Source organism: Thalassotalea psychrophila, assembly GCF_031583595.1.
GTDB classification, from domain to species: domain Bacteria; phylum Pseudomonadota; class Gammaproteobacteria; order Enterobacterales; family Alteromonadaceae; genus Thalassotalea_A; species Thalassotalea_A psychrophila.
On sequence record NZ_CP134145.1, the window covers coordinates 2,748,828 to 2,769,291 of the forward strand.

A 20,464-nucleotide genomic window follows, 5' to 3' on the forward strand; every position below is an offset into this window, starting at 1 on the left:
TCTTAATTATTCACTTATGCGTTACTGACCTGACTTAGCCCAAGTATCACGTAATCCAACAGTGCGGTTAAATACTAACTTATCAGCCATTGCATCTTTGTTATCTAAACAGAAGTAACCTTGACGCTCAAATTGATACGCCTGCTCTGGTTTAGCATGTACAAGTGATGGCTCTACTTTTGCATTATTAATAGTAACCAATGATTCTGGATTCATTACTGAATGAAAATCTTCTTCTGCACCTGGATTTGGCACTGTAAATAATCGTTCGTATAAACGTACTTCAGCATCTACAGCTTCGTTAGCTGAAACCCAATGTATAACGCCTTTCGGTTTTGTACCATCAGTAGGGTTTTTACCTAATGTTTCGCTGTTATAAGTACAGTAAACAGTTGTTACATTACCATCTTCGTCTTTATCACAACGAACAGCAGTTATGACATAAGCTCCACGTAAACGAACGGCTTTATCTATTACCAGGCGTTTGTATTTCTTATTCGCCTCTTCACGGAAATCTTCAGCTTCAATGTAGAGCTCTTTGCTAAATGGAACAATACGAGTACCTTGTTCTTCATCACTAGGGTGATTTTTAACATTTAGTTCTTCCACTTGCCCTTCAGGGTAGTTTTCAATAACCAGTTTAATTGGGTCTAAAACGGCCATAGCACGTGGTGCATTATCATTTAAATCTTCGCGAATACAGGCTTCTAAAACACTTATTTCTACTGTATTTTCCATTTTAGTAACGCCAATGCGTTTAGCGAATTCACGCATAGATGCGGGAGTATAACCTCGACGGCGATAAGCTGCGATGGTTGGCATACGAGGATCATCCCAACCGTTGACTAAATTCTCAGTCACTAATTGGTTTAATTTACGCTTACTCATTACTGTGTATTCTAGGTTTAAACGTGAAAACTCATACTGATGCGGTTGTGTTTCTATTGTAATGTTTTCAATAACCCAGTCGTATAAACGACGGTTATCTTGAAACTCTAGTGTACAAAGAGAATGAGTAATGCCTTCAATAGCATCAGAGATACAATGGGTAAAATCATACATTGGGTAAATACACCATTTATCACCGGTTTGGTGATGATGAGCGAATTTAACACGATATATTACTGGGTCTCGCATACAAATAAAGCTCGAGGCCATATCTATTTTAGCTCTTAATGAACATTCACCTTCTTTAAACTCACCGTTTTTCATTTTTTCAAATAACGCTAAGTTTTCTTCAACAGAAGTATCTCGGTAAGGGCTGTGCTTACCTGGTGCGTTTAGTGGCCCGCGATATTCACGCACTTCATCTGGTGTTAAGAAACACACAAACGCTAAACCTTTTTCAATAAGCTCTTTCGCATAAGCGTAAAGTTGATCAAAGTAGTTTGAAGAATAACGAACATCTCCTGCCCACTCAAAGCCTAACCATTGCACATCTTTTTGAATTGAATGAACGTAATCAATATCTTCTTTTTCAGGGTTAGTATCATCAAAGCGTAAGTTACATAAGCCTTGATAATCTTTTGCAATACCAAAGTTTAAGCAAATAGATTTTGCATGGCCAATATGCAGGTAACCATTTGGCTCTGGCGGGAAACGAGTTTGCACAGCAGTATGCTTACCACTGTCTATATCTGCATCAATGATATTACGTATAAAATTGCTAGGACGGTTTTCAACTTCCGACATCTAGTGAACCTCAAAAAAAAGTGAATAGGAAACATTATAACAACTGTTTTATTTATCTTATAGAGTTAACCTCACTATTCAGGAATAATTTTATAAAATAACCATCAGTTTTCTCTTTGCTTTATTATTTAATGACCTAAGTAACACTAAGGTGATAAAATCACCTCAATATAATGCATTCATTAAATAACAGTTTTATCATGACTCAAACCATATCGGATCAGTGTTTAACCTCATTCTCAAAAGATACTACCCTGATCCCTCTTCCTGAGCGATTCACCTACCCGTTTTACTATCAAGCTCATCCTTTAGCTAAATTAGCCGTAGAACAATTACAGCAACATTTAATTAGTCAAACCGATTGGCAACATGATTTTGGTGTAGATAAAAAAGGTGAACTTATGCCTTTGAACAATGCTATAGGAAAGATGTTTGGCGTATTAATTGTAAAAACGAAGACTGGCGAGCTTGGCTTTTTGTCAACCTTCTCTGGTTATTTAGCTAATAGTAATAACCTAGCTAACTTTGTTCCGCCTATATTTGATTTATTAACAAGAGACACATTCTTTCAAACTGAAATAGCTCTTATCGAAAAGGTATACAGTGAATATGAAACATTAAGAAACAATCCTATAATAATGCAATTACAGGCAGTTAAGCACAAAGAAGTTAGCAATTTCAACACACATTTAAGTGAATATAAACAGCAGGTTAATATAGCCAAAGAGCAGCGTAAACAACAACGAATACAAGCTGAAGAGAACTTGTCTGAACAGCAGAGGAGTGAACTTTTTAAAAACCTTGGCCAACAGAGTATTAACGAAAGTTTTGAGTTACGAGACTTAAAACGTTATTGGCAAAACCGCATTGATAATGCTAGCAATGAACTGGAAACTGCAGAGCAACAATTAGCTGACTTATTAAAAACTCACAAAAAACTGAATAACAAATTGCAAAAACAACAGTTTTCACAATATCAGCTTTTAAACGCACAAGGCATACGCAAAGATCTTAATGATATATTCTTAGATACACCATTTAAAGTTCCACCATCGGGGGCTGGAGAGTGTGCTATTCCTAAACTGTTGCAATATGCATTTAGCAAAAATTTAACACCTATTGCTATGGCTGAATTTTGGTGGGGACAATCACCTAAAACACAAGTGAGACAGCATAAGAAGTTTTATCCACCTTGTTACAGTAAGTGCCAAGCGATTATTAAGCATATGTTGGAGGGGTTAGAAGTTGACGAAAATCCTCTTTTGATTAACCCCGCTGAACACTTAGACTTATCAATTATTTATCAAGACCAAGATATCGTGGTAGTAAATAAACCTTCAGGGCTACTCTCTGTTCCAGGTAAATCAATAAATGACTCGGTATACACACGAATTAAAGCGCAATTCCCACAAGCAACAGGTCCATTAATCGTTCACCGCTTAGATATGTCGACATCTGGAGTTATGGTGTTAGCACTAAATAGCCGAGCGAATAAAGCATTACAACAACAATTTATCGAACGTAGTACAAAGAAATCTTATGTTGCAGTGGTAGACGGAACTGTAGAACAAGACTCAGGCGAAATAACCCTTCCCCTTACTTTAGACATTCATGATAGGCCAAGGCAAAAAGTATGCTTTGATACAGGAAAGTCTGCATATACAACCTATAGAGTATTAGAGCGCTTTGATAACAAAACCCGCTTACAACTATTCCCAAAGACAGGAAGAACCCATCAATTACGTGTACATTGCGCTCACATTCTTGGCTTGAATATGGCGATTACTGGCGATGACCATTATGGAGATAAAGCAGATAGACTGCACTTACATGCACAATTTTTAGCGTTTGAGCACCCTATCACTCGCCAACCATTAAGCTTTAATGTGGACAGTGAATTTTAACTTTAGATATTAGACTTATTAATGAGTGACAGAATAGTCCCAGTGTCAGCTGAAGTCATAGCTTATATTCACCCACAAACTAATTTTTCTTCACCTAAGTGGTAGGTATTATTTGTTAAAACATAGGCTCCTGATACAACTCCTGATGCCAACATTGTAATAGGAGATACAAGAATGCCACTTATAGAGTAGTAATTTCCGGAGCCTTCACCATTTAAGTTTACCACTTTCAAAGTCTTCTTATCGCTTGATATATAGCATCTTTGAGTATGCCCTTCATCCTTCACGGGGAGAACAACACACCCATATACAGCTACCGTAATTAATAAAACAATAAAATTTCTCATAAAGCCCCTTTTCATATTAATTCCATTTATATAGTTTTTTATACCCTAAGATACCCTACAGAATAAAGTTAGATTTTATTTTATACACGCAGTAATTTTTTGACAAAGCTGAGCATACTCGTCTTTTGCTGAGGCAATGCCTTGCTGCTTTGCTAATTCAAACCAATATAAAGCCCGCTCCAAGTTAACTTCTACTGCTTCTCCATCTCGATACATTTGGGCCAAACTGATTTGAGAATAAGGATTACCTTTTTCAGCTGCTTGTTCAAACAAGCGAAAAGCTTCCTTCCAATCCTTTTCATATCCCATACTTCCTTGATAATAAGAAATTGCTAGTTGATTCTCCTGAGTGCCTATTCGATATTTTTGTTTTTTAATTAAATTATGTTTAGGCCTCGCAATAATTATTCCTCCATATAAGTGCATGCCATCATTAGAACGACCTACTTCAGGTACTCCGCCATTAAAATAAAGGTTTTCAAGCTGCGATTTAGAGATTTTGAATATTTTATTTGAGAAAAAGTTGTGAGTTAGAAGTTTATCAGTACGAATCCCTTTAATTGCTTCATTTATTCGCAAATATATAAAGTTACTCTCTTTTAAATAAACATGTTTTTCGTCAACAGATGCGACTTGAGTGATTATATACTTTTCGCGTAGGCGGCTCTGGTTATCTAATACTTCTTTATCGATGATATAAACATCATTAAGCAGCGGATTTTTTATTTGATTATACTCAAACTTTTGCTGTGCTTTGAAGTATTTCATTGCAGCAAATGATATCGAAGCTACCAGTGCGGGTAATAATAAAAGCATTAATAGAATTGTTTTTTTATGTTTAAAATAAATCTTATTAAACTCAATCATTTTTATCCCTATTGATTGTCTTTTTAATGTTTTTATGAATTTTTAAGCTCTTCCAACAAATCATGGATCTCAGCTTTTAATTCTTTATCAATAATTTTATTACAACTGATTTTAGCTTTTTCTAAATGCTCAATAGCACCTGTTTTATCACCTAACTCTACTTTTAATGTAGCAATTGAGTATCCAATAGATGAACGGAAATCTTTAGAGTTAATTGCTTCAGCTTTAACTAAAGCATGCTCGTAAATAGTAACAGCCAATGCTAAGTCATTAGTAAGATCGGCAAGAGTTTCCCACTGCACAGGATGGTCTTTACCGGTATTTTCATTATCTTCACATAGTTGTTTTAATTCTAAATAATAACCATCAAATTTGCTTTGATTATTTTCTTGATCAGCCGCCATTAAGCTATCAGTAAGGGAAAGTACTCTCTTATATATTTTGGTATTCATGTTGTGGCCTTAGCAATTATGGTTAACAAAGAATCAAGGGCTGATTATAGAGCTTTTACAACAACTAAACAGAAATAGATGAAAAATATTCGACCCAATACAAAAAAGGCTGCTTTCGCGACCTTTATCATATATTTTTAAAGCTAAAGTTGTGGAAGATTGATTACCCTCGACAGTCTCCTGACAAAAATACTTTATCGATATTGGTTTTATTTTCACCTTGAGCAATTAAACCTTTAACGGGTTCATCGTAACCACAAAGCCAAGATATTGGACTAATAGGACTACCTTCTACCACTGCTGGCCGAAAAGAGAGATATTTGCCTTGAAGAGGCTCAGGTGCATCATTTCCAATTAATATATGAAAGGCACCATTTTCGACGGTCACGCTCTGTATTTTATTAGTCATAAGCTGAATAGGCTCAGGTAAGCCACTTTGTTCATTATCAGCTGGAAACGATAATTTATGAATGTAATACTCATTGATAGGACGTTTTAAGTTTCCTGCATATGTCATTGGTTCAGTCATATGCGCTTTCATTATGTAATCAGTGTAAGCAGGTAAAGATACAGACGCTAAAATACCTATGATTGCAACAACAATCATTAATTCAATTAAAGTAAACCCTTTGTGATTCATGAAATTACAGCTCCTAATGAAAATATTGGTGTGTACATAGCCGTGATTAAATAGCCTATAGCTAGATATAAAGCCATTTGCAAAATGCTAAAATAACGATTAAAGAGTTTGTTAAAGTCAGGCTCGATACTCATTTTTATGTCAACGACAAAGCCCTTGAATTCATCTGATAATTCTATATTTTGATATTTTAAGTCAGTAAGCGTACTAAGTGTTTTTGATGAGTTTTTACCAAGAGCTATATCGATAGGGGCTAGCACTAATTCACTTAATCGGCATAAATTACTATTCATTTTATTTGAAAACAATTTACTCCCCATTTGTTTACGAGAAACTAATTGTTCATCTAAGTTTTTAGATTTTCGAATTAAAATAAAAACTAGGATGAAGAACAAACTAAAAAATAATGTGGAGAAAACATAAATTGTATCAAACGCTAAAACTTTAGCTGCTACCTCGCCGTCAAACAATCGATAAACTTCAAAATAATTTGGTAGCACATATACTTTAAAAATTGAGCCAACGATAAAATAAATTATCGCTAACGCGATCATATAATTTGTTTTCTGATGTTGTTTAACTAGCATCGATTCGTTAAAGCTGACTTCACTCATATCAACTGCGTTATAACTTTTCAAACACTCTAATAATTTATCGCTGCGGTTAATGAGTAATATCTCATCAAATAATCGAGCAGGAGCACCTGATAATTTAACTTTTTGAAAAAGTGAGGATACATCAAAGGCATCTAATGCCTTAATTGCTTGCTCAGGTGAAAGCCCAAGTTCAAGTTTTTTGGTTAAAAATCTACATTTGAAGTGGAAGTGGGACCAACTCATAATTCCATTTATCTTATTGTTATAATTAATAAATACATTAATTCATCATGTAAATTTTATCAACTTTTGCGTTACTTAAGATTAAACTCCAAAGGATAAAAACAAAAAAGGCCGCTAATAGCGACCTTTTGTACAGTGTTAACAAGTGGTGATTACCAACCTGTTTTCTCTTTAAGAGCAACACCGATATCAGCTAGAGAGCGTACAGTTTTAACACCAGCAGCTTCTAATGCAGCAAATTTCTCATCAGCAGTACCTTTACCACCAGCGATAATTGCGCCAGCATGACCCATACGCTTACCTTCTGGAGCAGTAACACCAGCAATGTAAGAAACAACAGGCTTAGAAACGTTAGCTTTGATGTATTCAGCAGCTTCTTCTTCAGCAGTACCACCAATTTCACCAATCATAACGATTGCTTCAGTTTGGTCGTCTTTTTCGAACATTTCTAAAACGTCGATGAAGTTAGTACCAGGGATAGGGTCACCACCAATACCTACACAAGTAGATTGGCCGAAACCTGCATCAGTAGTTTGTTTAACGGCTTCGTACGTTAATGTACCAGAGCGAGAAACGATACCTACTTTACCTGGTAAGTGGATGTGACCTGGCATGATACCAATTTTGGTTTCGCCTGGAGTGATAACACCTGGACAGTTAGGGCCGATCATACGAGCGCCTGATTGTTCAAGTTTAACTTTCACATCTACCATGTCTAATGTAGGAATACCTTCAGTGATAGTAACGATTAACTCGATACCAGCATCGATAGCTTCTAAGATAGCATCTTTACAAAATGGTGCTGGAACGTAGATAACTGATGCAGTTGCGCCAGTTGCTTCTACAGCATCACGTACTGTGTTGAATACAGGAAGTCCTAAGTGTTCTTGACCGCCCTTGCCTGGTGATACACCACCAACCATTTGCGTACCGTAAGCAATTGCTTGCTCAGAGTGGAACGTACCTTGACCGCCAGTGAAACCTTGACAGATTACTTTAGTGTCTTTGTTAATTAATACAGACATTATTTAGCCTCCGCAGCAGCTACAACTTTTTGTGCAGCATCAGTTAATGACGCAGCAGCAATGATGTTAACATCAGAGCTTGCTAATACTTCACGACCAGCTTCAGCGTTAGTACCTTCTAAACGTACAACAACTGGAACTTTAACGCCTACTTCTTTAACTGCGTCGATAATACCTTCAGCAATCATGTCACAACGAACGATACCACCAAAGATGTTAACTAAAACAGCTTTAACGTTGTCGTCAGATAGAATGATTTTGAATGCTTCAGCAACACGTTCTTTAGTAGCTCCGCCGCCAACATCTAAGAAGTTAGCTGGCTTGCCGCCGTGCAAGTTAACGATATCCATAGTACCCATTGCAAGGCCTGCACCGTTAACCATACAACCAACGTTACCGTCTAGGGCTACGTAGTTTAATTCCCACTGTGCAGCGTGCGCTTCGCGCTCATCTTCTTGAGATGGATCGTGCATTTCACGGATTTTTGGTTGACGGTATAAAGCATTACCATCGATACCAATTTTACCGTCTAAACAGTGAAGGTTACCTTCGTCAGTAATAACTAACGGGTTGATTTCTAATAATGCGAAATCGAAATCGTTGAACATTTTACCAAGACCCATAAAGATCTTAACAAACTGCTTCATTTGAGTAGGGTTTAAACCTAATTTGAAACCTAATTCACGTGCTTGGTAAGCTTGTGGGCCAACTAATGGATCAACTTCTGCTTGGTGAATTAACTCTGGAGTTTCTTCAGCAATCTTCTCAATATCAACACCGCCTTCAGTAGAGGCCATGAATACAACTTTTTGAGAAGCGCGATCTACAACCGCACCTAAATATAATTCGTTAGCAATGTCTGTACAGCTTTCAACCAAGATTTTAGCAACCGGTTGGCCGTTAGCATCTGTTTGGTAAGTAACTAAGTTTTTACCTAACCAGTGTTGCGCGAATTCTTTGATTTCTTCTTTAGTTTTAACCAGCTTTACGCCACCAGCTTTACCGCGACCACCAGCGTGAACCTGAGTTTTAACAACCCACATGTCTCCGCCAATTTTATCCGCAGCTTCTGCAGCTTCTTGAGGTGTATCGCAAGCGAAACCTTCAGAAACCGGTAAACCATATTCAGCGAATAATTGTTTCGCTTGATACTCATGTAAATTCATGATGTTTCCCAATTGCTTTTTCGAAATGGAGCTAATGTACTTAACCAGTTAAATTACCGAGTAATTACACTAACCTGTTATAAATTTGCCGTGATTATATAGTGAAAAGGAACCTGATTAAAGCCCTCTGTTACACATTCATGACTAATAATTACAAATGACATGAAAAAGCCGCTATTATGCGGCTTTTAGAGGATAGAACTTTAGTCTAAGACCAAAGATATTTGTACTATAAGAAGAGAACCTTAAGAGAGGTATTCACAACAGTTTTTAAATTATCCTTAAAAATTCATCAAGCTTCGGGGTCTGCGCCTTTAACGTCTAATCCCTTTCCTGTAGTACCTGTACCATTATTTAAGGAAGTTGTGGGTTGCTCATTTTGTGTTAGCTCAGTTTTCCAAGTTAAATCAGGTAACTCCTTAAACGCCTTATCAACAGGGCCTATATCAATAGATGTGCCGCTCTTTCGATTTGCCCAGATAACTTTACCCGTGGCAATTTCAACTAATGCAACATCAAGAAAGGTTGTCCCATCAGATGTATCATCTTCAACGGACAAGTCAGAAAAGTCAGATAATCTTAATTTATCTTTTCCTATATCTTTAGGGTCAAATGTGAGGATGCTAATTAAGACATCTGCGGTTTTAGCTGCTACCCTGGCCGCGATCACACCAGCTGAATCTTCATATGCTCGGTAGTGTAATAAAAGGGCCGCATCCGCATCCGTTTTGTCACCAATAAATTTCAGCACACTTCCAAGGTTTGTTCGAAATTTAGCTTTATCTTTTTCATCAATCTGTTGAGTTTGATACATATCCCGTTTTGCAGAGTTCCATGCTTTTTTCGCCTGAGTTAACGCAATAGAAAAGTCTAAGTCTCTGTCCTTTTCTTTAGTAAAGTTGAAATCTATCAATTCTAGATTTTCTTCTGTTATTCTTTTAGCAGCAAGTGAGTTTATTTGCTCTCGAATTGTTTTTTGTTCTTCTTCCATTACCTCGTTTGGACCAACTAAAGTAAGCAATGTAATTTCGATATCTGCAGGTATGATCACCACCGAATCAATAGTTTTTGCAATTTCTTCAAAATCCTGATGATGCCTTACTGTTGTTTGTGCACAACCACTAAGCCAGCCGAAGGTAATAATTAGCGTTAAGTTTTTTATAGTTTTTATCATTTATGCGACCATCCCTATGCATTTGTTTGTTGAAGCCAACACGACGTAGCGCTTCAACGCATTTGATATACTGTTGATTTTATAAGCAACTTTAACTTTATTTATATAATAAAATTAATCAGTTAGTCAAATTAAGGGAAAACATTCCAGATAACAGGTCAAAAACCAAAAACAATTAACCACGTCATCCCCCACGACTAGAGCATGGATGCACGTAGGTACGACGATATGGATATCGGAGGTAGAGCACTGTCGGGAACAGGTGCCGAGAAGAATGCAGGAGAAATTGTCGAGCGGAGGGACCTCCCTTCGGTTATAAAGAGCCTATATACAAAGTTTTTTACTTTTTAAAGCCTAAGCTCGCTTCAGGAGATCCCTGATGTCGCTAGTGCTCTTCAGGAATGACGGTGTATTTTTTCATCTATGTTTGGGTTTGCAATTCAGATACAAAAAAGCCGCTAATAAATAGCGGCTTTCATATTTTAAAGATTATCTAAAACGATTAGATATCAAGTAATAAGCGAGCTGGATCTTCTAGTAATTCTTTAATTGTTACTAAGAAGCCTACTGACTCTTTACCGTCGATTAAGCGGTGATCGTAAGATAACGCTAAGTACATCATAGGTAATATTTCAACTTTTCCGTTAACTGCCATAGGACGGTCTTGGATTTTGTGCATACCTAAAATTGCCGCTTGCGGTAAGTTTAAGATAGGCGTTGAAATTAATGAACCGAATACACCACCGTTAGTGATAGTGAAGTTGCCGCCCATCATTTCATCCATAGTTAGCTTGCCGTCACGGCCTTTAATTGCTAAATCACGGATACCGTTTTCAATACCAGCCATGCCTAATTGATCAGCATCACGTAATACAGGAGTAACTAGTCCACGTGGTGTTGATACAGCAATGCTGATATCAAAGAAGTTGTGATATACAATATCGTCACCATCAATTGAAGCATTTACTGCAGGGAAGCGTTTAAGCGCTTCAGTTACTGCTTTCACGTAAAAAGACATGAAACCTAAACGAGTGTCGTGAGTCTTTTCAAATAAGTCTTTATATTGCTTACGAAGATCCATAATTGGCTTCATGTTTACTTCGTTAAACGTAGTAAGCATTGCCGTTGAATTTTTCGCTTCTAATAAACGGTTAGCAATAGTTTTACGTAAACGTGTCATCGGAACACGTTTTTGGCTACGTTCGCCTTGAGCAACAACTGGAGCAGATGCTGCAGGAGCGGCTTTAGCAGCAGCCTTAGGAGCTTTAGCAGCAGCTAAGTGCGCTTCAACGTCTTCTTTAGAGATGCGACCGCCTTTACCTGAACCAGTAACCTGGCTAGCAGATAAACCGTTTTCAGTTAATAAACGACGTACAGATGGGCTGGCAATATCGTCGCCAGCAGTTTCTTCAACAGTAGCAGCAACTGGTGCAGAAACCGCGCCTGCATTTAAATGACCGATAGTTTGGTCGCCTAATACAGTGTCTCCTTCTGCGTGGATAATCTTACCAATTACACCGTCTTCTTGAGCAACAACTTCAAGTACAACTTTGTCTGTTTCAATATCCACAAGGTTTTGATCACGAGTTACTGTTTCACCTTCACTAACATGCCAAGTAGAAACCGTTGCATCAGCAACTGATTCTGGAAGTACTGGTACGTTAATATCAATTACTTTAGCGGCAGCTGTAGGTGCAGAACTCTCAGCATTAGCTTTTTTAGCTGCAGGAGCTGCTTTAGCACCTGCGGCAGCAATAACACCAATTACTTGGTCGCCTAATACAGTTGCGCCTTCTACTTCATTAATAGCAGTAATAACGCCCTCTTCAAGTGCTACTACTTCTAACACTACTTTATCAGTTTCAATATCCACTAATATTTGATCACGAGTTACTGCATCACCAACTTGTACGTGCCATGTAGCTACTGTTGCGTCAGCAACTGATTCTGGCAAAACTGGAACCTTAATTTCAGTTGTCATTTTTATTCCTTAGAAATCTTAAATTCAAATAGCTTAACTTTTATAAGTTAAGCTTTATTAATAGTTAACGCATCATTCACTAATGCTTGCTGTTCTTTCACATGCAAAGACATATAGCCACATGCAGGTGCTGCTGACGCTGTGCGACCGGCATAGGTCAAAGTTGAACCTTCAGGGATAGTGCTGCGGAAATGGTGTTGACTACAGTACCATGCGCCCTGGTTTTGAGGCTCTTCTTGACACCAAACGAAATCTTTCGCGTTTGGATATTGTGCGATAACGTCTTTCAATTCTGCTTCAGGGAACGGATATAATTGTTCAATACGAACAATTGCTACGTCCTTCTGTTCATTTTTACGGCGTTGTTCGAGTAGTTCGTAGTAGACCTTACCAGAACACATAACAACACGAGTAACATCTTTAGCATTAAGTTCATCAATTTCACCAATCACATTGTGATATGTACCATCGGCTAATTCTTCTAATGAAGAAACAGCTAAAGGATGACGAAGTAAAGATTTAGGCGACATTACAATCAATGGACGACGCATTGGGCGTACCACTTGGCGACGTAACATGTTAAATACTTGTGCCGGAGTAGAAGGCACACATACTTGCATGTTGTGATCTGCACATAATTGTAAGAAACGTTCTAAACGAGCTGATGAATGCTCTGGACCTTGGCCTTCATAACCATGTGGTAATAAAATAGTTAAGCCACATAAACGGCCCCACTTTTGTTCACCAGATGATATAAATTGGTCAAATACCACTTGTGCACCATTGGCAAAATCACCAAACTGCGCTTCCCAAATAGTTAAGCCACTTGGTTCAGCCGTTGTATAACCATATTCAAAGGCTAGTACAGCAACTTCAGATAAAACTGAGTCGTATACTTCAAATGGGCCTTGGTCTTTACTAAGATGTTGTAAAGGCAAATAAGTTGATGCATCTTCTTGATTATGAAGTACTGAATGGCGATGGAAAAATGTTCCTCTACCTGCATCTTGACCGGTAATTCGAACACGCTCACCTAAATCAACAATAGAAGCATAAGCTAAGTTTTCAGCCATGCCCCAATCAAGTAATTTCTCACCTGCGGCCATTTTCTTACGATCATCGTATATTTTCTTAACACGTGATTGTAATTTGTGCTCTTCAGGGTATGAGCTGATACTAGTCGCTAACGATTTTAATTTAGTAAGATCAATTTGATGATCGTAGTCATCATCCCAGTCATGACCAATAAACGGAGTCCAATCAACAGAGTGTTCTGTCATTGGGCGCCATTGTTCTACAGTACATTGACCTTCATCAAGCAGCTTACGGTAATATTCAACCAACTCTTTTGATTCAGCAGAGCTAAGTGTGCGCTCTGCATCTAATTGATCAGCGTACATTTGACGCGGAGTCGGATGAGTTTTAATTTTTTGATACATTAAAGGCTGAGTTGCATTTGGCTCATCAGCTTCGTTATGACCATGACGGCGATAACACACTAAATCAATTACAACATCACGTTTAAACGTGTTGCGGTAATCAAGTGCAACTTGAGTAGCTAACACAACCGCTTCAGGATCATCACCATTAACATGTAAAATTGGTGCCTGTACCATCTTGGCGATATCGGTACAGTATTCTGTTGAGCGAGTATCTTCAGGTTTAGACGTGGTAAAACCAACTTGGTTGTTCACAACAACTCGAATGGTACCACCTACTTTATATGCACGGGCTTGTGACATATTAAAGGTTTCTTGTACAACACCCTGACCAGCAATTGCTGAGTCACCATGAATAGTAATAGGTAAAACTAGGTCACCCTTATCACAATCACGACGGTCTAAACGGGCACGTACACTGCCAATAACTACCGGGTTAACAATCTCTAAATGAGATGGGTTAAATGCCAAGGCTAAGTGAACGTTACCGCCAGGGGTTACGAAATCAGAAGAGTAACCTTGATGGTACTTAACATCACCTGAGCCAATTTGATCAACTTTACCAGCGAATTCATCAAATAGTTTGCTTGGGTTTTTACCCATAACGTTTACTAACACGTTTAAGCGGCCACGGTGAGCCATACCAAGAACGACTTCTTTAGTGCCATGTTCACCAGCGCGTGTGATTAACTGTTTTAACATTGGAACTAAGCTGTCGCCGCCTTCTAATGAGAAACGTTTTGCACCGGGGAATTTTGCGCCTAAGTATTTTTCTAATCCATCAGCAGCAATCAAGTCTTTTAAAATTTCAGTTTTTTCTGCTTTACTGAATTTAGCTTGTGATTGCACCGATTCAAGACGTTGTTGTAACCAACGCTTTTCAGTAGTAGAAGTGATGTGCATGTACTCTGCACCGATAGAGCCACAATACGTTTTCTCTAGCGTTTTATAAATATCACCTAGCTTCATTGATTCAACGCCTACGGCTAATGAACCAACGTTAAATTCTTTATCAAATTCAGACTTGGATAAATCGTGGTGGTTTAACTCAAGGTCGCGAACACGTTCACGTTTCCAAATACCTAATGGGTCAAGATTTGCGTTCTGATGACCGCGAAATCTATAGGCATTTATCAATTGTAAAACCCGTACTTGTTTGGCATCTGATTCTGCACCAACCGTTACGTGTTTTATACCTTCTTTAGCAAGTTGGCGAAATTCATTACGAACCACAGAATGGTTTGTTTCAATTTCTACACCGTCAACTTTCTCAAGTTCATCAAATACCTTGCGCCACTCATCTGATACAGAATGAGCATTTTCAAGATATAATTCGTATAACTCTTCAATATATTCAGCGTTATTACCGCTGAAATGGGAAGACTCTAACCAAGCCTTCATTGCACCTTCGGGCATTGCCTGTTCCTATGGATAGAAGCAACAAAAACCAATAACGTATTACCACTGTCTATGTATGGCTAAAAAAATGTTATTGATCAACCTAGTAAAACTAAAATGCCAGACCCATAAAATGAGTCTGGCGATATACCTTATAATAATTAGCTATGAAAACTAAGTATCAGTGTATTTAGTTATACCGCTCTTTGTAGCAACATTGATTTGATTGAACCAATGGCCTTAGTAGGGTTTAAACCCTTAGGACATACGTCAACACAGTTCATGATGCCATGACAACGGAAAACGCTGTAAGCGTCTTGCAAGTTGTCTAAACGCTCATCAGTTGCAGTATCACGGCTATCGATAAGGAAACGATAAGCATGTAATAAACCTGCAGGTCCGATAAATTTATCTGGATTCCACCAGAAAGATGGACAAGATGTTGAACAACAAGCACATAAAATACACTCGTATAAACCATCAAGCTTGTCACGCTCTTCAATAGATTGAAGATGTTCACGCGCTGGTGGATTTTGACCATCGTTAATTAAGTATGGTTTGATTTTTTCATATTGATTATAGAACTGAGTCATATCAATAATTAAATCACGTACCACTGGTAAACCTGGTAATGGACGTAAAACAATAACGTTCTTTTTAACATCTGATAAAGGCGTAATACACGCTAAGCCATTTTTACCATTCATGTTTAAGCCATCACTACCACATACACCTTCACGACACGAACGTCTAAAAGATAATGTAGAGTCTTGCTCTTTTAATAAAATAAGAGCGTCTAATACCATCATGTCTGAGCCTTCTGGAATTTCCAGTGAGTACTCTTTCATATAAGGTTTCGCGTCAACGTCAGGGTTGTAGCGATAAATTGAAAACTTCTGAATCATGTCAACGGCTCCTAGTATGTTCTTGCTTTCGGTGGGAAAGCTTCACGATGTACTGGTTCCATGTTCACATCACGTTTAGTCATCTCTTCAGTTTGAGGTGAGTAAATTGAGTGACATAACCAGTTTGCATCATCACGTTCAGTGAAATCTTGACGGGCGTGAGCACCACGAGATTCAGTTCTGAAGTTTGCAGCTTTAGCTGAACAGAAAGCCGTTTCCATTAAGTTATCTAATTCTAAACATTCAATACGCTGAGTGTTAAATTCAGAAGACTTATCATCTAAGCGAGCATGTTGTAGACGTTCACGGATTTCCGTTAACTCTTTCATGCCCTGTGCCATAGCTTCACCTTCACGGAATACCGAGAAGTTCATTTGCATACAGTTTTGTAAGTCTTTACGGATTTGAGTAGGATCTTCACCCTTCTCACTGCCTTCCCAACGATTGTAACGAGCAAGAGCTGCGTCTAAGTCAGATTGAGATGCGTCTTTACCGCTTTGCGTATCATTTAGGTAAGTGCCTAAGAAGTTACCAGCCGCACGACCGAATACAACTAAATCAAGTAATGAGTTACCACCTAAGCGGTTCGCACCATGTACAGATACACAAGCGATTTCACCAACGGCGAATAAACCTTCAACAATAGTTTCTTTGCCATCGCTACCAATACTAAGTGCTTGACCATTAACGTTACAAGGTACACCACCCATCTGGTAATGACATGTAGGTATAACAGGAATTGGCGATTCAGCAGGATCAATGTGAGCAAATGTTTTCGATAAATCACACACACCAGGTAGACGTTTGTAAAGAGTCTCACGACCTAAGTGATCAAGTTTAAGTAGAATATGCTTACCAAATTGAGGATGCTCAAGACCACGACCTTCACGAATCTCGGTCATCATTGAACGAGCAACAACGTCACGACCAGCTAAATCTTTAGCATTAGGAGCATAACGTTCCATAAAACGTTCGCCGTCTTTGTTTAGAAGGTAACCACCTTCACCACGACAACCTTCAGTAACAAGTACACCAGCACCAGCTATACCGGTTGGGTGGAACTGCCACATTTCCATATCTTGCATTTGTACGCCAGCACGAAGTGACATACCAACACCGTCACCAGTGTTAATGTGAGCATTAGTTGTTGATGCAAAAATTCGTCCTGCACCACCTGTTGCTAATACTGTTGCACGAGACTTAAAGTAAACTACTTCACCAGTTTCGATACAAACTGCTGTACAACCAACAACGCTACCGTCATCGTTTTTAACTAAATCTAATGCATACCATTCAGAATAAACGTTAGTTTTATTTTTAACGTTCTGTTGGTATAAACAGTGAAGTAGCGCATGACCGGTACGGTCAGCTGCAGCTGCTGTACGAGCCGCCTGTTCGCCACCAAAGTTTTTAGATTGACCACCGAATGGACGTTGGTAAATTTTACCTTCTTCTGTACGAGAAAAAGGTAAACCCATTTTCTCTAATTCGATGATTGCTTCAGGACCTGTTTTACACATGTATTCGATTGCGTCTTGGTCACCGATAAAATCAGAGCCCTTAACGGTATCGTACATGTGTTGTTCCCAATGATCTTCATGAGCGTTACCAAGAGCTACGGTGATACCACCTTGCGCTGATACCGTATGAGAACGAGTTGGGAAAACTTTTGAAATCAAGGCACAAGATTTGCCTGATTCAGTAATTGCTAGAGCGGCACGCATACCTGCACCACCAGCGCCGATTACTACGGCATCAAATTCACGAACTGGAACGTTGTTCACTTACACACCCCACACTGTTAACAATACAGCTAAAACGTATACGAATAGCGTAATGGTAAAGATAAATTGTAAAAAGCCACGTACTTTAATATTTTTTACGTAGTCTGTTAATACCTGCCAAATACCAATCCAAGCATGGAAAAGTACTGCAACAACTGCAAGTATTGTAAAAATTTTCATGCCAAGGTTTGAAAACAAACCTGACCAAGCTTCATAAGTTACTGTCGGTGTACAAATAAAGAAACACATCATAAAGATGCTATATAAAGCTAAAACAATTGCGCTAGCGCGGATCAAGATAAAATCATGAACGCCATTGCGACCTAAAGTTGCGATATTGCCTACCATAACCAAACTCCTGCTACTACAGATAATATGATCCAAAGAGCGATAACGAACTTGGCACTAGTTTGCCCCGAACCTTTCTCCTCTAAATGACCTAGATCCATGATTAAGTGACGGATTCCGCCAACAAAGTGATAAGTTAGAGCAGAAATGATGCCCCACATGATGAACTTAAAGAAGCCACCGTCTAAACATTCTTTCACCGAGTTAAAGCCGGCTTCAGAAGAAAGAGATAAGGAAAGGGTCCAAATTAAAATACCTACAGCGAAAAACATCATTACACCACTGACGCGATGTAGGATTGAGGCTTTACCAGCTGCCGGTAAATTGATTGTAGATAAATCAAGATTTACAGGTCTTTGTTTTTTCACAGTTCTTTGCCTAAAAAGTTATGTATCAAACTATTGTTATTTATTGTAGCTTTTTATTTTCCATAATAAGAAAACAAAAAGATACGCTACTTTAGTAAAAGTTTTATATTATTGTAATTATCTATTATGGCAAACTTTGACAAAAAAACCTCAGATGCCTACCCTGCCTAAATAGATCGGGGGGAATTATATAGTCCTACATATTTAATTACAATTTTAACGAGGGTTTTATTGCACTTTGTTCTGACTTTGTTGCCATTTCGCACAAATATCATCCAAAAGTATTATTTTATTCTAACTTGTTACGTTTTAAATTGACTTTCGCCCCCCTAGTTAGAGTAGAATACGGGCAATTTTATATTCATGAATAGTGACTAAGTTTTCATAACATTTGATTTACATTAATGTTTTTCATCTGTAATTGAATACAATTGCAAAGAATTAAGTTTGCTTTGTTTAATTATAAGAAACTCACATACGCATGAAATTTATAACTATAAAGACAGATAAGAGGATGAACTATGGCTGAGAATAAAGCCACTTTGAGCATTAATGGCAAAGAGATCACAGAATTACCGATTTTATCAGGTACTGCTGGCAACGACGTTATCGATATTCGTACTTTAGGTAGCAAAGGCTACTTTACTTATGACCCGGGCTTCTTAGCTACAGCGTCTTGTGAGTCAGAAATTACCTTCATTGATGGCGGTAAAGGTATTTTACAACACCGCGGTTATGCTATTGACGATTTAGCCAATAATGCTGACTACCTTGAAGTTTGTTATGTTCTTCTAAATGGTCACGCACCAAGCCAAGAACAGTACGACGATTTTGTAAGCATCATTACTAATCACACAATGGTACATGAGAAGTTAGCTAACTTCTTCCGTGGTTTCATGCACGATGCTCACCCAATGGCCATGGTTTGTGGTGTTGTTGGTGCCTTATCATCGTTCTATCATTCAGACTTGGATATTACTGATGCTGACCAACGTAAGCGTTGTGCACACCGTTTAGTTGCTAAAATGCCAACTATCGCAGCAATGGCATACAAATATAGCATTGGCCAACCATTTGTTTACCCACGTAATGATTTATCATACGCTGAAAACTTTTTACACATGATGTTCTCTGTACCAGCAGAAGAATACAAAGTAAGTCCTACCCTTGCAAAAGCGATGGACAAAATATTTATCCTTCATGCTGATCATGAGCAAAATGCTTCAACATCGACAGTTCGCTTAGCAGGTTCATCTGGCGCTAACCCATATGCATGTATTGCTGCTGGTGTTGCTTCACTTTGGGGTCCTGCTCACGGCGGTGCAAATGAAGCATGTTTAACTATGCTTGAAGAAATTGGCAACGTTGACCGTGTAGATGAGTTTGTTGCTAAAGCAAAAGATAAAGCTGACCCGTTCCGCTTAATGGGCTTCGGTCATCGTGTTTATAAAAACTTTGACCCACGTGCAACTGTAATGCGTGAAACATGTCACCAAGTATTGTCTGAGTTGGGTGTTGAAGATCCATTATTAGATGTTGCTATGGCTCTTGAAAAAGTAGCGTTAGAAGACCCTTACTTTGTAGAGAAAAAATTATACCCGAACGTAGATTTCTACTCAGGTATCATTTTAAAAGCTATTGGTATTCCAACAAGCATGTTCACAGTAATATTTGCTATGTCACGTACTGTTGGTTGGTGTGCTCACTGGGATGAGATGTTAACTCAACCAGGCCAAAAAATTGGTCGCCCACGTCAAAACTATACTGGTGAATTAAATAAAGAGTTCAAACCTCTTGATTCACATAAGTAAACAATAATAATTGTTTATCGAAAGGCTGCATTTGCAGCCTTTTTTATACGTCCGAATAAATTCGGACCAACCATATTAGAAAGAATGGTTGGCGTGAACTTGTTCGCGCGTTATGGTTATTTCGCTTCGAATCCATTACTTCGTAACTTCTAATACTTAGCTTCGCTACTTCGGATACGCTACGCTTCGATATTGCTTTAATTCAAAAGTACGAAGTAAAGTATTCGCAGTAGAACGTATTCGTGATTCGTTACTAACATCTAACCCCGTATATCTGCAACTGGTAGAATAAATATTGCTTTATCATCAATTTAGCCATAGATT

At 38.3% G+C, this 20,464-nt stretch carries 17 protein-coding genes; 2 read left to right on the forward strand and 15 right to left on the reverse strand.

Annotated features, from left to right (window positions below; translation table 11 throughout):
• Window positions 1-21 precede the first annotated feature (21 nt).
• Window positions 22-1,692 carry a glutamine--tRNA ligase gene (glnS, locus tag RGQ13_RS11185; protein ID WP_348389831.1) on the reverse strand — a complete coding sequence of 557 codons (1,671 nt, stop codon included), beginning with the start codon at window positions 1,690-1,692 and terminating at the stop codon, window positions 22-24.
• A 200-nt stretch (window positions 1,693-1,892) separates the two neighbouring features.
• On the opposite strand from glnS, the gene RGQ13_RS11190 reads away from it, so the two are divergent.
• Window positions 1,893-3,596, forward strand: coding sequence for an RluA family pseudouridine synthase (locus tag RGQ13_RS11190; protein WP_348389832.1), 1,704 nt, complete (start codon window positions 1,893-1,895; stop codon window positions 3,594-3,596).
• Between the two features lie 68 nt (window positions 3,597-3,664).
• Here the strand turns inward: RGQ13_RS11190 and RGQ13_RS11195 are convergent, their stop codons facing one another.
• From RGQ13_RS11195 to sdhC, 14 genes are all read right to left on the reverse strand, one after another.
• Window positions 3,665-3,943 carry a hypothetical protein gene (locus tag RGQ13_RS11195; RefSeq protein ID WP_348389833.1) on the reverse strand — a complete coding sequence of 93 codons (279 nt, stop codon included), beginning with the start codon at window positions 3,941-3,943 and terminating at the stop codon, window positions 3,665-3,667.
• Between the two features lie 75 nt (window positions 3,944-4,018).
• Window positions 4,019-4,810 (reverse strand): tetratricopeptide repeat protein, encoded by a 792-nt coding sequence (locus RGQ13_RS11200; RefSeq protein WP_348389834.1) that lies wholly within the window; start codon window positions 4,808-4,810, stop codon window positions 4,019-4,021.
• Between the two features lie 32 nt (window positions 4,811-4,842).
• Window positions 4,843-5,262, reverse strand: a complete 420-nt coding sequence (locus RGQ13_RS11205) for a tetratricopeptide repeat protein (protein WP_348389835.1) — start codon at window positions 5,260-5,262, stop codon at window positions 4,843-4,845.
• A 163-nt stretch (window positions 5,263-5,425) separates the two neighbouring features.
• Window positions 5,426-5,902: a pilin gene (locus RGQ13_RS11210; protein WP_348389836.1), complete on the reverse strand. Its 477-nt coding sequence runs from the start codon at window positions 5,900-5,902 to the stop codon at window positions 5,426-5,428.
• Window positions 5,899-6,741 (reverse strand): hypothetical protein, encoded by an 843-nt coding sequence (locus RGQ13_RS11215; protein ID WP_348389837.1) that lies wholly within the window; start codon window positions 6,739-6,741, stop codon window positions 5,899-5,901. The genes RGQ13_RS11210 and RGQ13_RS11215 overlap by 4 nt, the downstream gene beginning before the upstream one ends.
• Before the next feature lie 152 nt (window positions 6,742-6,893).
• Window positions 6,894-7,766 carry a succinate--CoA ligase subunit alpha gene (sucD, locus tag RGQ13_RS11220; RefSeq protein ID WP_348389838.1) on the reverse strand — a complete coding sequence of 291 codons (873 nt, stop codon included), beginning with the start codon at window positions 7,764-7,766 and terminating at the stop codon, window positions 6,894-6,896.
• Window positions 7,766-8,932 (reverse strand): ADP-forming succinate--CoA ligase subunit beta, encoded by a 1,167-nt coding sequence (gene sucC, locus RGQ13_RS11225; RefSeq protein ID WP_348389839.1) that lies wholly within the window; start codon window positions 8,930-8,932, stop codon window positions 7,766-7,768. The genes sucD and sucC overlap by 1 nt, the downstream gene beginning before the upstream one ends.
• A 292-nt stretch (window positions 8,933-9,224) precedes the next feature.
• A complete protein-coding gene (locus RGQ13_RS11230) occupies window positions 9,225-10,106 on the reverse strand; it encodes a hypothetical protein (RefSeq protein WP_348389840.1) in 882 nt (293 codons plus the stop codon).
• 502 nt (window positions 10,107-10,608) lie between these two features.
• Window positions 10,609-12,087 carry a 2-oxoglutarate dehydrogenase complex dihydrolipoyllysine-residue succinyltransferase gene (gene odhB / locus RGQ13_RS11235; protein ID WP_348389841.1) on the reverse strand — a complete coding sequence of 493 codons (1,479 nt, stop codon included), beginning with the start codon at window positions 12,085-12,087 and terminating at the stop codon, window positions 10,609-10,611.
• 47 nt (window positions 12,088-12,134) lie between these two features.
• Window positions 12,135-14,942, reverse strand: coding sequence for a 2-oxoglutarate dehydrogenase E1 component (locus RGQ13_RS11240; protein WP_348389842.1), 2,808 nt, complete (start codon window positions 14,940-14,942; stop codon window positions 12,135-12,137).
• A 176-nt stretch (window positions 14,943-15,118) separates the two neighbouring features.
• Window positions 15,119-15,829, reverse strand: coding sequence for a succinate dehydrogenase iron-sulfur subunit (locus tag RGQ13_RS11245; protein WP_348389843.1), 711 nt, complete (start codon window positions 15,827-15,829; stop codon window positions 15,119-15,121).
• An 11-nt stretch (window positions 15,830-15,840) separates the two neighbouring features.
• Window positions 15,841-17,613: a succinate dehydrogenase flavoprotein subunit gene (gene sdhA, locus RGQ13_RS11250; protein ID WP_348389844.1), complete on the reverse strand. Its 1,773-nt coding sequence runs from the start codon at window positions 17,611-17,613 to the stop codon at window positions 15,841-15,843.
• Complete coding sequence (gene sdhD, locus RGQ13_RS11255) at window positions 17,614-17,961, reverse strand: succinate dehydrogenase, hydrophobic membrane anchor protein (protein WP_348389845.1); 348 nt, start codon at window positions 17,959-17,961, stop codon at window positions 17,614-17,616. It abuts the gene before it with no gap.
• Window positions 17,955-18,329, reverse strand: a complete 375-nt coding sequence (gene sdhC, locus RGQ13_RS11260; protein ID WP_348389846.1) for a succinate dehydrogenase, cytochrome b556 subunit — start codon at window positions 18,327-18,329, stop codon at window positions 17,955-17,957. Before sdhC ends, sdhD begins: the two co-directional genes overlap by 7 nt.
• A 521-nt stretch (window positions 18,330-18,850) precedes the next feature.
• On the opposite strand from sdhC, the gene RGQ13_RS11265 reads away from it, so the two are divergent.
• The gene (locus RGQ13_RS11265; protein ID WP_348389847.1) at window positions 18,851-20,140 is read left to right on the forward strand and encodes a citrate synthase; all 1,290 of its coding nucleotides are present in this window, start codon (window positions 18,851-18,853) and stop codon (window positions 20,138-20,140) included.
• Window positions 20,141-20,464 lie beyond the last annotated feature (324 nt).

Excerpts from the sequence above, each read along its gene's own strand:
- glnS (WP_348389831.1), bottom strand. The coding sequence starts at position 1,692 with ATGTCGGAAGTTGAAAACCGTCCTAGCAATTTTATACGTAATATCATT.
- RGQ13_RS11190 (WP_348389832.1), top strand. The coding sequence starts at position 1,893 with ATGACTCAAACCATATCGGATCAGTGTTTAACCTCATTCTCAAAAGAT.
- RGQ13_RS11195 (WP_348389833.1), bottom strand. The coding sequence starts at position 3,943 with ATGAGAAATTTTATTGTTTTATTAATTACGGTAGCTGTATATGGGTGT.
- RGQ13_RS11200 (WP_348389834.1), bottom strand. The coding sequence starts at position 4,810 with ATGATTGAGTTTAATAAGATTTATTTTAAACATAAAAAAACAATTCTA.
- RGQ13_RS11205 (WP_348389835.1), bottom strand. The coding sequence starts at position 5,262 with ATGAATACCAAAATATATAAGAGAGTACTTTCCCTTACTGATAGCTTA.
- RGQ13_RS11210 (WP_348389836.1), bottom strand. The coding sequence starts at position 5,902 with ATGAATCACAAAGGGTTTACTTTAATTGAATTAATGATTGTTGTTGCA.
- RGQ13_RS11215 (WP_348389837.1), bottom strand. The coding sequence starts at position 6,741 with ATGAGTTGGTCCCACTTCCACTTCAAATGTAGATTTTTAACCAAAAAA.
- sucD (WP_348389838.1), bottom strand. The coding sequence starts at position 7,766 with ATGTCTGTATTAATTAACAAAGACACTAAAGTAATCTGTCAAGGTTTC.
- sucC (WP_348389839.1), bottom strand. The coding sequence starts at position 8,932 with ATGAATTTACATGAGTATCAAGCGAAACAATTATTCGCTGAATATGGT.
- RGQ13_RS11230 (WP_348389840.1), bottom strand. The coding sequence starts at position 10,106 with ATGATAAAAACTATAAAAAACTTAACGCTAATTATTACCTTCGGCTGG.
- odhB (WP_348389841.1), bottom strand. The coding sequence starts at position 12,087 with ATGACAACTGAAATTAAGGTTCCAGTTTTGCCAGAATCAGTTGCTGAC.
- RGQ13_RS11240 (WP_348389842.1), bottom strand. The coding sequence starts at position 14,942 with ATGCCCGAAGGTGCAATGAAGGCTTGGTTAGAGTCTTCCCATTTCAGC.
- RGQ13_RS11245 (WP_348389843.1), bottom strand. The coding sequence starts at position 15,829 with ATGATTCAGAAGTTTTCAATTTATCGCTACAACCCTGACGTTGACGCG.
- sdhD (WP_348389845.1), bottom strand. The coding sequence starts at position 17,961 with ATGGTAGGCAATATCGCAACTTTAGGTCGCAATGGCGTTCATGATTTT.
- RGQ13_RS11265 (WP_348389847.1), top strand. The coding sequence starts at position 18,851 with ATGGCTGAGAATAAAGCCACTTTGAGCATTAATGGCAAAGAGATCACA.